This is a genomic window from Rhodanobacter hydrolyticus (assembly GCF_044904645.1).
Window position 1 is genome coordinate 238,149 of sequence record NZ_JADIKK010000007.1, and the last position, 14,009, is coordinate 252,157.

12 protein-coding genes are annotated in these 14,009 nt (G+C 66.0%); 10 read left to right on the plus strand and 2 right to left on the minus strand.

The window, feature by feature from the left end:
* Positions 1–90 precede the first annotated feature (90 nt).
* From abc-f to asnB, 5 genes are all read left to right on the plus strand, one after another.
* A complete protein-coding gene (abc-f, locus tag ISP25_RS01160; protein WP_404611699.1) occupies positions 91–2,037 on the plus strand; it encodes a ribosomal protection-like ABC-F family protein in 1,947 nt (648 codons plus the stop codon).
* A 6-nt stretch (positions 2,038–2,043) separates the two neighbouring features.
* Positions 2,044–2,958, plus strand: a complete 915-nt coding sequence (locus ISP25_RS01165) for a phosphoglycerate mutase (RefSeq protein WP_404611701.1) — start codon at positions 2,044–2,046, stop codon at positions 2,956–2,958.
* On the plus strand, positions 2,910–4,769 hold the full coding sequence (locus tag ISP25_RS01170) for a single-stranded-DNA-specific exonuclease RecJ (RefSeq protein WP_404611702.1): 1,860 nt from the start codon (positions 2,910–2,912) through the stop codon (positions 4,767–4,769). The genes ISP25_RS01165 and ISP25_RS01170 overlap by 49 nt, the downstream gene beginning before the upstream one ends.
* A gap of 352 nt (positions 4,770–5,121) precedes the next feature.
* The gene (locus ISP25_RS01175) at positions 5,122–5,493 is read left to right on the plus strand and encodes a SpoIIAA family protein (protein WP_192157566.1); all 372 of its coding nucleotides are present in this window, start codon (positions 5,122–5,124) and stop codon (positions 5,491–5,493) included.
* Positions 5,494–5,957: 464 nt separating this feature from the next.
* Positions 5,958–7,622 (plus strand): asparagine synthase B, encoded by a 1,665-nt coding sequence (gene asnB / locus ISP25_RS01180; RefSeq protein WP_404611704.1) that lies wholly within the window; start codon positions 5,958–5,960, stop codon positions 7,620–7,622.
* Between the two features lie 338 nt (positions 7,623–7,960).
* Here the strand turns inward: asnB and ISP25_RS01185 are convergent, their stop codons facing one another.
* The gene (locus ISP25_RS01185) at positions 7,961–9,274 is read right to left on the minus strand and encodes an aspartyl protease family protein (protein ID WP_404611706.1); all 1,314 of its coding nucleotides are present in this window, start codon (positions 9,272–9,274) and stop codon (positions 7,961–7,963) included.
* Between the two features lie 98 nt (positions 9,275–9,372).
* Between ISP25_RS01185 and prfB the strand changes: the two genes are divergently transcribed.
* From prfB to lysS, 3 genes are all read left to right on the plus strand, one after another.
* Positions 9,373–10,498 (plus strand): peptide chain release factor 2 gene (gene prfB, locus ISP25_RS01190; protein WP_192157559.1). Its coding sequence is split into 2 segments (ribosomal slippage): positions 9,373–9,447 and positions 9,449–10,498, totalling 1,125 coding nucleotides; the frame shifts between segments, so codons are not numbered across the junction.
* An 87-nt stretch (positions 10,499–10,585) separates the two neighbouring features.
* On the plus strand, positions 10,586–10,933 hold the full coding sequence (locus ISP25_RS01195; protein WP_404611709.1) for a hypothetical protein: 348 nt from the start codon (positions 10,586–10,588) through the stop codon (positions 10,931–10,933).
* A gap of 165 nt (positions 10,934–11,098) precedes the next feature.
* Complete coding sequence (gene lysS, locus ISP25_RS01200; protein WP_404611711.1) at positions 11,099–12,604, plus strand: lysine--tRNA ligase; 1,506 nt, start codon at positions 11,099–11,101, stop codon at positions 12,602–12,604.
* A gap of 59 nt (positions 12,605–12,663) precedes the next feature.
* Here the strand turns inward: lysS and yidC are convergent, their stop codons facing one another.
* Positions 12,664–13,299 (minus strand): membrane protein insertase YidC, encoded by a 636-nt coding sequence (gene yidC / locus ISP25_RS01205; RefSeq protein WP_192157553.1) that lies wholly within the window; start codon positions 13,297–13,299, stop codon positions 12,664–12,666.
* A 137-nt stretch (positions 13,300–13,436) separates the two neighbouring features.
* On the opposite strand from yidC, the gene ISP25_RS01210 reads away from it, so the two are divergent.
* Complete coding sequence (locus ISP25_RS01210; RefSeq protein WP_192157551.1) at positions 13,437–13,736, plus strand: YciI family protein; 300 nt, start codon at positions 13,437–13,439, stop codon at positions 13,734–13,736.
* Complete coding sequence (locus ISP25_RS01215; protein ID WP_404611713.1) at positions 13,733–13,984, plus strand: BolA family protein; 252 nt, start codon at positions 13,733–13,735, stop codon at positions 13,982–13,984. Before ISP25_RS01210 ends, ISP25_RS01215 begins: the two co-directional genes overlap by 4 nt.
* Positions 13,985–14,009: the final 25 nt, after the last annotated feature.

Below are 14,009 nucleotides of genomic sequence, written 5' to 3' on the forward strand. Positions count from 1 at the left end.
TGCCGACGACTATCCACGGTTGGTGGCGCCGGGTGTGATCCCCATAGCCGTTATGATGTGCGGCCGATTCGCCCCGATTGAAGTGTTCCCATGATCGCGTTCCGCCATTTTGCCCTGCGCCGCGGCAGCCGCCTGCTGCTGTCCGACATCGACCTGGTGATCCAGAGTGGCTGGCGGCTGGGCGTGATCGGGCGCAACGGCTGCGGCAAGTCCAGCCTGTTCGCCGCGTTGCAGGGGCAGGTGGAGGCCGACGCCGGGGACATCGACCTGCCGGCCAGGCTGCGCCTGGCCTCCGTCGCGCAGGAAACGCCCGCGCTGCCCGATCCGGCGATCGACTATGTGCTGGGTGGCGACATCGAGCTGGCTACCGCACTGCGCGACGAAGCCGACGCCGAGGCGCGCGGCGACAGTGAGGCGATGGCGCGCGCGCATCACCGCATCGAGGAACTGCACGGCTACGACGCCCGCGCCCGTGCTGGCCGCCTGCTGCACGGCCTCGGCTTCGCGCCGGAAACGCACGAACGCGCGGTCAAGGAGTTCTCCGGCGGCTGGCGTGTGCGCCTGAACCTGGCGCGCGCGCTGATGGCGCCGTCCGAACTGCTGCTGCTCGACGAGCCGACCAACCACTTAGACCTCGACGCCGTGCTGTGGCTGGAAGAGTGGCTGCGGCGCTACCAGGGCACCTTGCTGATCATTTCGCACGACCGCGAATTTCTCGACGGCGTGATCGACCACACCTTGCATCTGGTCGATGGCGGCGCGCGCCTCTATACCGGCAACTACAGCGCGTTCGAGCGTCTGCGCGCCGAACAGCTGCGCCAGCAGCAGATCGCGCACGAACGCGAGCAGGCCGAGCGCGCGCACCTGCAGAGCTTCATCGACCGTTTCAAGGCCAAGGCCAGCAAGGCCAAGCAGGCGCAGTCGCGCATGAAGCGACTGGAGAAGATGGCCGGCACCGAGGCGGTGCGCGCCGAACGCGCCTTCCATTTCCAGTTTGCCAGGCCTGATCGCGTGCCCGATTCCATGCTGCAGCTGGAAGAGGTGAACGCCGGCTATCCGGCCGGTTCGCGCGAGGAAGGCAACGATCATCTGCCCGGTCACGACGCGCCCAGCCGCGAGGCCACGATCATCCTGCGCGACGTGCGTTTCCGCCTCGAAGCCGGCGAACGTATCGGTCTGCTCGGCCCCAACGGCGCTGGCAAATCCACGCTGGTGAAAACGCTGGTGGGCGAGCTCACGCCGCTGGCGGGCGAGCGCAAGGCGCACAAGGACCTGAAGATCGGCTACTTCGCCCAGCACACGGTGGAGAGCCTGCGCGAAGGCGCCAGCCCGTTCGACCATCTGCAGGACAAGGCGCCCGGCGTGGCCGCGCAGGCACTGCGCGATTTCCTCGGCACGTGGAACTTTGCCGGCGACCGCGCCTTCGAGTCGGTGGACGGTTTCTCCGGTGGCGAACGCGCACGTCTCGCGCTGGCCTTGATCGCCTGGGACAAGCCCAACCTGCTGCTGCTCGACGAACCCACCAACCATCTCGACCTCGACATGCGCGAGGCGCTGGCCGATGCGCTGGCCGACTTCGACGGCGCGCTGGTGCTGGTGTCGCACGACCGTCACCTGCTCGGCATGGTCAGCGACAGCTTCTGGCGCGTGGCCGACGGCGTGGTGGAGCCGTTCGATGGCGATCTCGACGACTACGCACGCTGGCTGCGGGCGCGCGGTTCGGCGAACAGGAAATCCGCCAAGGTCGAGGCGAAACCTGCGGCAACCGTCGAATCGCCGGAAGAACGTCGCCGCAATGCGGCCCAGCAGCGCGACAGCGAAAAGGCCTCGCGCCAGCGCGTGAAGAAAATCGAGACGCGCGTGGCCGCCATCGACGCCGAGCTGGTTGCGCTGGAAGCTAAGCTGGCCGACCCGGAAACCTACAACGGCCCCACCGCTGCGTTGATGAAGCTCGGCCAGCAGCAGACCGAACTGCGCCGCGAGAAGGAAACGCTGGAGACGGAATGGATGGCCCTCTACGAAGAACTGGAAGCCTGATTGCCGATGAGCGCGCAACCGACGCAGTTGTGGCTGCCGGCGCTGGATCGCTTTGATCGCACACATCCGCTGCGTCGCCTGTTGGTACGCGCGGATCGCGAGGCAGACTGCGGCCATGACCGGCTCGCGGCGCTAGCCGATGCCTTCCAGGCTGGCGCAGCGACGCTGCCGGCGGCGGCGCTGCTGCGCCAGCATCTGGCAGGCGATGCGGGCGACGCCATCTGGCTCAATGCCGATCCCGCCTGGGTACAGCCGGACATGGCCGGTGTGCGCATGCTTGCCTGCGGCTCGATGCCGCTGGAAATGGACGAGGCGCAAGCCTTCTTACAGGTGCTGCAACCGGCCTTCGCCGAAGCCGGCCTGCAACTGGAGGCCGGCGCGCCCAACCATTGGCAATTGCGCCTGGCGCACGAGGTGCGGCTGCCGGATTTCGCCACGCCCGAGCAGGCGTTGGGCGAGGACTTGTACCAGCACTTGCCACAAGGCGCGGAAGGCCGCGTGTGGCGCATGCTGCTCAATGAAGTGCAGGTGTCGCTGCACCAGCATCCCTTGAACGTCGCGCGCCAGTCGCGTGGCCTGCCGCCTGTCAACAGCGTGTGGTTTTGGGGAGCAGGGCGGCTGCCTGCGTCGCTGCAAGGCCGATCTGCTGGTGTGGTCGGCAGCGATGCGTTGCTGCTTGCGCTGGCCGCGCGCGCAGGCATTCCGTTCGCAGGACGCACGCAGGATGCCGTGGCGTCGGTGCCAGCCGGCTGGCTGGTCGACCTGCAGGACTTGCCTGCGGCGGAGTTTGACGAAGCATGGTGCTCGGCCATCCAGACGCTGGCGCAACGACAGCCTTTGCACATCGCATTCGCCAGCGGCGAACGCTGGTCGTGGCGGCCGCTGCACCGCTGGCGCTTCTGGCGTGGAGTGCCGCATTGAGCGTGCTGGAACTGCGGCGGCGCGAATCGCAGGGCGAACCGTCCGGCTGGGACGCCGCCGTGCACCCGGTGTTGCAGCGGGTCTATGCCGCGCGAGGCGTGCTGCGACCCGAAGGCGTGGCGCATCGCTTGCAGCATCTGCTGCTGCCGCAGTCGCTGGGCGGCCTGGATGCCGCCACCGAGCTGCTGGCCGAGGCCATCCGCGACGATTGGGCCATCCTGATCGCCGGCGACTACGACTGCGATGGCGCCACCGGCACCGCCGTGGCCGTGCGCGGCCTGCGCATGCTGGGCGCCAAGCGCGTGGCTTATGCCGTGCCCAACCGCTTCGTGCACGGTTACGGGCTCACGCCCGCGCTGGTCGATTCGCTGCAACCGCGGCCACAACTGATCGTCACCGTGGACAACGGCGTGGCCAGCGTGGCCGGCGTGGCGCGGGCGCGCGAACTCGGCATGCGCGTGATCGTCACCGACCACCACCTGCCGGGCGAGCAGCTGCCGGGTTGCGATGCGATGGTGAATCCCAACCTTGCCGGGGACGGCTTCCCGAGCAAGGCGCTTGCCGGCGTGGGCGTGATGTTTTATCTCCTGCTCGCACTGCGCGCGCGGCTTTACCCGGGCGATCGTCCGGATCGCCAAGGTCGAGAAGAGTCCATCCACGGACGCACTCCCGAAAAGGGCAGACCCGACCTCTCCACCTTGCTCGACCTGGTGGCGCTCGGCACCGTGGCTGACCTGGTGCCGCTGGATTTCAACAATCGCGTACTGGTGGAGGCCGGCTTGCGGCGCATCCGCAATGGCTATGCCTGTGCCGGCATCGCTGCGCTCATCGAGTGCGGCAAGCGCAGTGCGGCCACGCTGTGCGCCAGCGATCTCGGCTTTGCGGTGGGGCCACGTCTCAATGCCGCCGGCAGGCTGGAAGACATGCAACTGGGCGTGGAATGCCTGCTCACCGACGACATCGCACAGGCACGCCGCTACGCCGGGGAGCTCGACGCGATCAACCGCGAGCGCCGCGACCTGCAAGCCTCGATGGTGGCCGAAGCCGAGGCGATGACGGCCGGCCTGAGCGATATCGACGCGGTGGGCGTGGCGCTGTACGAACCCTCGTGGCACGCGGGTGTGGTGGGCCTGGTGGCCTCCAAGCTGAAGGAGCGCCTGCACCGGCCGGTGATTGCCTTTGCGCCGGCCACCCTTGAAGAGTGCGGCGACGGATCGCCGCTTCTTGATTCTTCCGCACAAGAAGTGCGTACCAACCGCTCCGACACCGAACACCTCCGCGGCTCGGGGCGCTCGATTCCCGGTTTCCACCTGCGCGATGCGTTGGCGATGATCGATGCCCGCCAGCCCGGCCTGATCGAACGTTTCGGCGGCCATGCGATGGCGGCCGGCCTGAGCCTGCGCACGGCGGATTTCCCGCGCTTCGCCGCCGCTTTCGACACGGCCGCGCGCGAGCTGATTGCGCCGGAACGCCTGCAAGCGGCTCTTTACACCGATGGCGAACTTCCTGCAGGCAGCCTGTCGCTGCAGCTGGCCTTGCAACTGCGCAGCGCCGGTCCCTGGGGGCAGGCCTTTCCCGAGCCCCTGTTCGACAACGTGTTCGAATGCGCGAACTGGAAGCCGATGGGCGAGGGCCACTGGCGGCTGGGACTGCGCGATCCGCGCGACGGCAGCATGCACGACGCGGTGATGTTCAACGTCGGCAGCGTCTCTCCACCCTTGCGTCTGCGCGCCGCCTACGAACTCGTGGTCAACGACTGGCAGGGCCGCGAGTCACCGCGCTTGCTGCTGCGCCACATCGAGCCGGCCTGAGAGTCTGTTCGCGATCTCCAAGTGCCGGGCGTTGCCATCGAGTGGCAGCGCGCGGCGTAGCGCCTGTCCAGCAACCGTGCGCCGCGTGGCGGCCACTCGATGAGAGCCTAATGAGCCGAGTTTGTTTGCCCATAGGCTGGCCTCATCATTCGATATTGGACAGGCGTCTACTCCTCGCTTCTCAAGGCCGAATCCATCCATGGATTCCCCTGCGTGCCTTCGGCCTTCTTTCGCCTGCGCATACACAGAGCTCTGCGTGCGCGGCACCTGGAGATCGTGAACAGACTTTGAGCTCGCGCGGCGTTCACGACGTACGTCCCACACTGGTCACCCGCTCGTCACGGAGACCCTCATGCTTGAACAGATCGATGGATTGCCGCCCGGTACAGTGGGCTTTCGCGCGCACGGCCAGGTGACCGCGGCGGACTACGAGCAGGTGCTGGTGCCGGACGTGGAAGCGGTGTTCGCGCTCAATCGCAAACTGCGCATGCTGTTCGTGGTGGACCCCGACTTCACCGGCTTCGACGCCGGCGCGATGTGGGACGACGCCATGCTCGGCATGCGCCACCTCAGCGGCTGGGACCGCGTGGCGCTGGTGACCGACGTGCGGTGGCTGCGCACGGCGACCAAGGCGACGCGTTTCCTGGTGCCCGCCGATTTTCGCCTGTTCGCGCTGGCCGGGCTGGAGGAAGCGACGCGCTGGATCGCAGAACCAGCGGAATAGTGCATGCCGCGCCGGGTCACCGGGTCACCGGGTCAGTGCATGGTGAGTACATGGACGGCCAAATGCCTTCATGCCCAATCGTCACTTGCGCAAACGCCAGCCTTCTGTTCTAGTCGTTCCATGACCTTCACGTCCGCCATGTTTCCGAACGCCACCGCGCTTGCCGCGCCGGGCATCGTGGCGGTCGCCAACAATAATCGCGCGAGCAGTAACGCCAATCGTTGGCGGGCCCGCGCGTAGCTGAAAGCAACACCACCAGACACGCGACCAAGGCCCGCCCAGTGCGGGCCTTGGTTTTTTTGTGGGTCTGATTTGTGCGCGGATCCATCCGCGCGAAGGCAAGACCGGCTCTCCATGGCCGTGCATCGACCATTGCGTGGCTCCATCCACGCAAAGCAAAACCGGCCATCCGTGGCCGACTTTCAAATAGAGCTTTCATCACCAGCAAACGAGGAACGCCCACCATGTGTTCGATTTTCGGAATGTTCGACCTGCAACCGGGCGACGATCTCGCCGCCCTGCGCCGGCAGGCGCTGGAACTGTCGCAGCGCCAGCGCCATCGCGGCCCGGACTGGAGCGGCGTGTTCGTGGATGCTGGCGTCATCCTGGTGCACGAGCGCCTCGCCATCGTCGATCCGGCCTCCGGCGCGCAGCCGCTGCGCTCGCGCGACGGCGCGCTGGCGCTGGCGGTCAACGGGGAGATCTACAACCACCGCGAATTGCGCGATACCAGCGGCTATGACTTCACCACAGGATCGGATTGCGAAGTCATCAACGCGCTTTACCGCGAATACGGCGCGGACTTCCTGCACAAGCTCAACGGCATCTTCGCGTTTGCCCTGTGGGACGGCGCCGCGCAGCGTTACCTGATCGCGCGCGATCCCATCGGCGTATGCCCTCTGTACTGGGGGCATGACGAGCAGGGGCGCCTCTGCGTGGCTTCGGAGATGAAGGCGCTGTCCGGCGTGTGCGCCGACGTGGCCACGTTCCCGCCCGGCCACCTGTACGACAGCGCCACCGGCGAGCTGCGCCGCTACTACGAGAAGGGCTGGCGCGACCATGCCGCCACGCGCGGTCACGAAGTGCCTGCGGCCGAGCTGCGCGAAGCGTTCGAGCGGGCCGTGCATCGCCAGCTGATGACGGACGTGCCCTATGGCGTGCTGCTTTCCGGCGGGTTGGATTCCTCGCTGGTGGCCGCCTGCGCCGCGAAGTTTGCCCGCGAGCGTATCGAAGACAACGACAGGAGCGAGGCGTGGTGGCCGCGCCTGCATTCCTTCGCCATCGGGCTGGAAGGTTCGCCCGATCTTGCCGCCGCGCAGATTGCTGCCGATGCGCTGGGTACGGTGCACCACGGTTTCGTCTACACCTTCTGGGAAGGGCTGGACGCGCTGCCCGAGGTGATCCGGCATCTGGAGACCTACGACGTCACCACCATTCGTGCCGCCACGCCGATGTACCTGCTGGCTCGCCGCATCAAGGCGATGGGAGTGAAGATGGTGCTGTCGGGCGAGGGTTCGGACGAGATCTTCGGCGGCTACCTGTACTTCCACAAGGCACCCTCGGCGGAGGCTTTCCACGAGGAAACCGTACGCAAGCTCGACGCACTGCACAGCTACGACTGCCTGCGTGCGAACAAGGCGATGATGGCCTGGGGCGTGGAGGCGCGCGTGCCGTTCCTCGACCTCGAGTTCATCGACGTGGCAATGGGCATGGACGCCACCTACAAGATGGCCGGCAACGGCAGGATCGAAAAGCATGTGCTGCGTGCCGCATTCGACGGTGCCTTGCCGAAGGAAATCCTCTGGCGCCAGAAGGAGCAGTTCAGCGACGGCGTGGGCTACGGCTGGATCGACGGACTGAAGGCGAACGCCGAGCAGATGGTGAGCGACCGCGAATTCGCCGCCGCCGCGGCCCGCTTTCCGTTCAACACTCCCGCCACCAAGGAGGCGTACTTCTACCGCCGAATCTTCGAACAGCATTATCCGGGCGAAGCCAGCGCGGCCACCGTGCCGGGCGGCAAGTCCATCGCGTGCTCCTCGCCGGTTGCGATCGAATGGGATGCGAGCTTTGCCGGCATGGCCGATCCGTCGGGTCGCGCGGTGCGCGGAGTGCACGAAAAGGCGTTGTAACGACGCCGAAGGTTCAAGCGGTTATTCCAGGGCACGCCCATTGCTGTTCGGGATATCCGAACTCCTGTGTCCAGACTCCTGGCACCGCGGACCCTTGCTCCAAACAGTGAAGCCGGGCGACTTGAATTCGCGCGAACGCCGGATAGTGAATCTCTCTCCCTCCGGGAGAGGGGGCGGCAGCCGGGAGAAGGTTCGGGCAGAGCGAGATGCCGTGGCAGGTACGGCCCCTCTCCCCCGGCTCTCTCCCGGGTAGGAAAGGGGAGAAGAGCGGCCGCGAAATATTCCGGGCAGCAATGGATGCACACCGGGATGTGCACTCCATCTGGCGTCGACAGGCCTCAATGTTTCAGCAGACAAGTGTGCTGGCTGTTGAAGTCCACGTAGAGGTCCATGTCGTCGAGCATGGCATGGCCCAGCGCGTAGTCCCATGGCAGGTTCGGACTGCGCGCGGCGACATAGGGCATCCGCAGGGTCTTGCCATCGAGCGTGACCTCCAGCGTGCTGCGCGCGCTGCCGCCACGGCCGCCGCCCATGCTCCCCATGCCTCCGCCGCCCATGCCGCCCATCCCACCCATGCGATGTCCGCCTCCATGGCTTGGTGCTGCCGGCGCATCCTTGTTGCCATAGAGATAGAACGGGCTGTCGAGGCTCAGCATCGCCACGCTTTGCGCATCGTCTATGCCCAGCTGCACAGCCAGGCGCAGGCCGGTGCTTCCGCCTGCATCGCTGGCGAGCAGCATCGCGTCATCGCAGGCCGGGCGGGCGTCGGTCGGGCCGTAGACCTGGATGTTGTCGCGCGCCATGCGGAACGTGCGCAGATACTTGAAGAGGCCCATGCCGATGGCATGGATGTGCGCGCCAGGCACGACCTGCACCGGCACATGCCGGAAGGTGGCGCCGGCGAAACTCAGGCTGTCCAAAGTGGCGAAGGTTGGCGATGCCGGGTGGTCCTTGTCGGCGCTTTCAGCTGCGACCTGGATGCCCAGGCCCTGGGCAGTGTCCTGATCCAGTACGACATAGGCGCTGCTGGTGCCGACACGTAGCGCGACTGGCTTGCCGTTGATTTGCGCGTCGATGGTGTCGTCGTCACTTTCGCGATTGCCATGATGCCTGCCGGCATGTACCGGGATGTCGAAGCCCGTGCTCGGCAGCTCCGCTTCAGTCACCGCCTGCCCGGTCTGCAGGGCTACAAAATGGTTCAGCTGCTCCCATTGCGCGGCCGGCAGCTTGCCCTGGAATTGTTGCGGTAGTTGCTGCATCGCTGTGCTGGCGGCATGGTCCTGACCGGACAGGCGCAGGTTGCCCAATGCGAACAGCGCGCAATACAGCGCTACCTGTGGCTGGTTGTTGATCAGGCCATTTTTGCAGGTTGCGGCCTCGGTGCTGGACTGGGCCAGGCGCCCATGCACGCGGTCCAGCGCCATCGCGGCCAGCACCCGCGTCAGCGGATCGTTTTGTCGGAGGAGTTTGTCCAAGGCATCGGTATCCACCTTGACCAGGGCGGTGTTGATGACTTGCACGGTATCCGCCGGGGTGGCGGCTGGCGGATTGTCTGCCGCAGCCACCGGCATCGCGGCCACGGTGGCGGCAAGCATGGCAAGCAGGGCGAAAACAGGGCGAAGGCGCACGAAGATTTCCCGGATCGATGGCATTCCGAACGCCAACGCGGCAAATCCGGGTCGGTGGACAGGGCCATGTCATGGGGCGCTCTGTTAACATGGACGGCCTTTCTCCACCGTTTTCACCATCCATGATCGAGACCAATCCGATCCTCGCGCAGATCGCGGACCTCACGGCCCGCGTCGAGTCGCTTAGGGGGTATCTTTGACTACGCCACCAAGCGTGAGCGCCTCGAAGAAGTAAGCCGCGAACTGGAAAGCCCCACCGTGTGGGACGATCCGCCGCGCGCGCAGGAACTGGGCCGCGAACGCGCGCGCCTGGACACGGTGGTGACCGGCATCGACGAACTCACCGCCGGCCTCTCCGACGCGGGTGAGCTGGTGGAAATGGCCGCCGCCGACGGCGACGAGGAAACCGTCGCTTCGGTCACGGACGACGTCGGCAAGCTCGAAGCCCGTGTCGGCAAGCTGGAATTCCAGCGCATGTTCTCCGGCAAGATGGATTCGGCGAACGCCTTCGTCGACATCCAGGCCGGCGCCGGCGGCACCGAGGCGCAGGACTGGGCCGAAATGCTGCTGCGCATGTACCTGCGCTGGGCCGAATCGCGCGGCTGGAAGACCGAGCTGCTGGAAGCCTCCGGCGGCGAAGTGGCGGGCATCAAGTCGGCCACGTTCCGCGTCGAAGGCGACTATGCCTACGGCTGGCTGAAGACCGAGATCGGCGTGCACCGCCTGGTGCGCAAGTCGCCGTTCGATTCCGACAACCGCCGCCACACCAGCTTCACCAGCGTGTTCGTCTCGCCCGAAGTCGACGACGACATCGACATCGAGATCAATCCGGCCGACCTGAAGACCGACGTCTACCGTTCGTCCGGCGCCGGTGGCCAGCACGTGAACAAGACCGAGTCCGCGGTGCGCATCACCCACGTGCCCAGCGGTGTGGTGGTGGCCTGCCAGACCGAGCGCAGCCAGCACGCCAACCGCGACCGCGCGATGAAGATGCTGGCTGCCAAGCTGTACGAGCTGGAAGTGCAGAAGCGCAATGCCGAGAAAGATGCGCTGGAAGCGACCAAGTCCGACATCGGCTGGGGCAGCCAGATCCGCAACTACGTGCTCGACCAGAGCCGCATCAAGGACCTGCGCACCGGCGTGGAGCGTTCCGACACGCAGAAGGTGCTGGACGGCGACCTCGACGAGTTCATCGAGGCCAGCCTGAAGTCCGGTCTGGATGCGGGCGCCAAGCGCATCGATGCCTGAGGAATCCGTATCGCGGCTTCAGCCGCGATACGGAAGGTCGCCTGTATAGAGCTTTCCCGGTTCCCAACACAGACGGAGGTAGCCAGCATGAATGCCAAGAAGATTTGCAGCATCCTGTTTGCCTGCGCCGCATTCACGGCGTTTGGCGCGAGTGCGCAGAGCGCAGGCCAGGACATCAAGCAGGGCGCAAAGGACGTAGGCCACGGTGTCGCCACCGGTGCACGGGCGGTGGGGCACGCCACCAAGAACGTCGCCACCAAGGTCGGCCACGGGGCGAAGGAAGCCGGCACGGGTATTGGCCACGGTGCCAAGAAAGCTGGCGTCGCCGTCGGTCATGGCGTCAAGAGCGCCGGTACCGCCATCGGCCACGGTGCTAAGGAAGGCTGGGACGCCACCAAGGACGCGACCAAGAAAGCGTTCGGCAAGGGCAATTGACCGCCTTCTGACCGTTCGCGCTGAGCATTGCTTGCGTAAGCAAGCGAAGTCGAAGCGTCTCGCGCAGTTCCTTCGACTTCGATCCTGCGGACCTGCGCTCGGGACGAACGGTTCTATTTCAGATATGCAGCCACCGGTGCCAGCACCGGCCATCACGGAAGCCTCATGAGCGACGATACCCAAGACGAAAACAAGCTGATCGCCGAACGCCGCGAAAAACTCACGGCATTGCGCGGGCAGGGCATCGCGTTTCCCAACGACTTCAGGATGGACAGCTTCGTCGGCGACCTGCAGGATGAGTACGCCGACAAAGATAAGCACAATGCCGAGGCCATCGAAGCCGCACAGCGTCGCGTGAAGGTGGCCGGCCGCATCGTGCTCAAGCGCGTGCAAGGCAAGGTCAGCTTCGCGCAGATCCAGGACATGACCGGTCGCATCCAGCTGTTCATCCATGCCGGTACCGTGGGCGACGTCTACGATGCCTTCAAGGGCTGGGACATGGGCGATATCGTCGGCGCCGAAGGCGTGCTGATGCGCACCAAGACCGGCGAGCTGTCGGTGAAGGTGGACGCGCTGCGCCTGCTCACCAAGAGCCTGCGCCCGCTGCCCGACAAGCACCACGGCATGGCCGACGTGGAGCAGCGCTACCGCCAGCGCTACGTGGACCTGATCGTCACGCAGGAAGCGCGCGACACCTTCCAGAAGCGCTCGCGCATCATCGGCTTCATCCGCCAGTGGCTGGAAGCCGAACCGCGCCGCTTCATGGAAGTGGAGACGCCGATGATGCACGTGATCCCCGGCGGCGCCACGGCCAAGCCCTTCATCACCCATCACAATGCGCTGGACATCGACCTGTTCCTGCGCGTGGCGCCGGAGCTGTACCTGAAGCGCCTGGTGGTCGGCGGCTTCGACCGCGTGTACGAGATCAACCGCAACTTCCGCAACGAGGGCGTGTCCACCCGGCACAATCCCGAGTTCACCATGCTGGAGCTGTACCAGGCCTACGCCACCTACAACGAGATCATGGACCTCACCGAGTCGGTGATCCGCGATACCGCACGGCACGTGCTGGGCACCACGCACCTGGAGTGGGATGGCGCGCAGATCGACGTCGGCCCGACCTTCCGCCGCTGGACGATGGAAGACGCGGTGCTGGAGCACAACCCCGAGATCAAGCGCGAAGAATTGCGCGACCGCACGGCGATGGCTGCGCACGCGAAGCGCCTGGGCGTGCAGGTCAAGGACGGCTACGGCTGGGGCAAGCTGCTGCTGGAGATCTTCGAGAAGACGGTGGAGCACACCCTGGTCCAACCCACCTTCATCACCCAGCATCCGGTCGAGGTGTCGCCGCTGGCGCGCGAGAACGACAGCGACAAGGGCATCACCGACCGCTTCGAGCTGTTCGTCAACGGCAAGGAGCTCGCCAACGGCTTCTCCGAGTTGAACGACCCGGAAGACCAGGCCGCGCGCTTCCAGGCCCAGGTGGACGCCAAGGATGCCGGCGACGACGAGGCCATGCACTTCGACGCCGACTACATCCGCGCGCTGGAAGTGGGCCTGCCGCCCACCGGCGGCCTCGGCATCGGCATCGACCGCCTGGTGATGCTGCTCACGGGCTCCGCCTCGATCCGCGACGTGCTGCTGTTCCCGTACATGCGGCCCGAGGCCTGAACCTCTCCGCCGGGATATGGCAACAAGGCCCGCGAGTCGCCTCGCGGGCCTTGTGCGTTTCAGGCTGGCAGGCGTCGGACGCGCTGCCGCAGCAGCAGGTTCTGCAGCACGGTCACGCTGCCCGAGCCCAGCCAGTACAGGCCCAGCCCGGCGGCCACGTGCCACACCATGAAGAACGAGATCGCCACCGGCAGCCAGTGCAGCAGGGTGCGTGCCTGCTCGGGCAGCATGGGATTGAGCAGCATCGCGGCCATGCCCAGCATTGCCACCGACAGCGCCAGCCACAGGTCGGGCCGCGCCAGTTTCGGTATCCAGAGGAAGGAACCCATGCTGGTCATGCCCTGGCGGATCGCCGCATAGATGCCCGCGCTCATCGGCGCCTGCACCAGCGCGGTGAGCAAGCCGCTGCCGAGTCCGCTGGTTATACCGTGTTCGCGGTAAAGCGATTGCATGGCGGCTGCATGCGCCGCGGGGTTCTTCGCATGGTGCTCGCGCAGGCGTTCCAACTGGGGCTTCAACGTGGCCAGTCTGCGCTGGCGCAACCAGCCCTGTTCGGCGGCATGCAGGGTCATCGGCAGCAGCGCAAGCCGTACGGCCAGCGCGAGTGCGATCACCGCAAGGCCATAGCTGCCGTCTAGCCCTGCCGCCAGATGGCCCAGCAGCGCGACGATCCCGTTCACGAACATCGTCCACATGTAACGCTCTCCCCAACACGTCGTTGATGACGACACGCAAAGTGGGCATCGCCACGTCCGCTTCAAGCGGGCAATGCACATGACTGGCGGCACAGTCGGGTAAAATTGCGGTTTCGACTCGCAACGGAGCCTTGCCCATGTGGTTCGCGATCATCGCCCAGGATCATCCCGGTTCGCTGGACAAGCGCCTCGCCGCCCGCCCCGAGCACCTGGAACGGCTGAACAAGATGCAGGAAGAAGGGCGCCTGTTGCTGGCCGGTCCGTTCCCGGCGATCGAGTCGGAGAATCCCGGTCCGGCCGGCTTCACCGGCAGCATGATCGTGGCCGAGTTCGCCTCGCTGGCGGACGCCGAGGCCTGGGCGGGCGCTGATCCCTACGTGGCTGCCGGTGTCTACGCCGAAGTGAGCGTCAAGCCGTTCCGCAAGACCCTGCCATGAGCGAAGCGATGGCCGAGCAGATCCGCGTCCGCCTTGCGGCCGCGTTCTCGCCCACCGAGCTGGAGGTGGTGGACGAGGGCCATCTGCACCGCGGCCACGCAGGGGAAGGCAAGGGACATTTCCACGTGCGCATCGTCAGCCCCGCGTTCGCCGGCGTGCTGCCGATCAAGCGCCATCGGATGATCTATGCCACGCTCGATGACCTGATGAACCGCGGCATCCACGCGCTGTCTATAGATGCGAAGTAGAAAATAATTAACAAACAATACGATA

Bases quoted from the DNA above. Each gene is read 5' to 3' on its own strand.
- ISP25_RS01185 (WP_404611706.1), bottom strand. From the start codon at position 9,274: ATGCCATCGATCCGGGAAATCTTCGTGCGCCTTCGCCCTGTTTTCGCC.
- ISP25_RS01165 (WP_404611701.1), top strand. From the start codon at position 2,044: ATGAGCGCGCAACCGACGCAGTTGTGGCTGCCGGCGCTGGATCGCTTT.
- ISP25_RS01210 (WP_192157551.1), top strand. From the start codon at position 13,437: ATGTGGTTCGCGATCATCGCCCAGGATCATCCCGGTTCGCTGGACAAG.
- lysS (WP_404611711.1), top strand. From the start codon at position 11,099: ATGAGCGACGATACCCAAGACGAAAACAAGCTGATCGCCGAACGCCGC.
- ISP25_RS01215 (WP_404611713.1), top strand. From the start codon at position 13,733: ATGAGCGAAGCGATGGCCGAGCAGATCCGCGTCCGCCTTGCGGCCGCG.
- yidC (WP_192157553.1), bottom strand. From the start codon at position 13,299: ATGTGGACGATGTTCGTGAACGGGATCGTCGCGCTGCTGGGCCATCTG.
- ISP25_RS01195 (WP_404611709.1), top strand. From the start codon at position 10,586: ATGAATGCCAAGAAGATTTGCAGCATCCTGTTTGCCTGCGCCGCATTC.
- ISP25_RS01175 (WP_192157566.1), top strand. From the start codon at position 5,122: ATGCTTGAACAGATCGATGGATTGCCGCCCGGTACAGTGGGCTTTCGC.
- abc-f (WP_404611699.1), top strand. From the start codon at position 91: ATGATCGCGTTCCGCCATTTTGCCCTGCGCCGCGGCAGCCGCCTGCTG.
- asnB (WP_404611704.1), top strand. From the start codon at position 5,958: ATGTGTTCGATTTTCGGAATGTTCGACCTGCAACCGGGCGACGATCTC.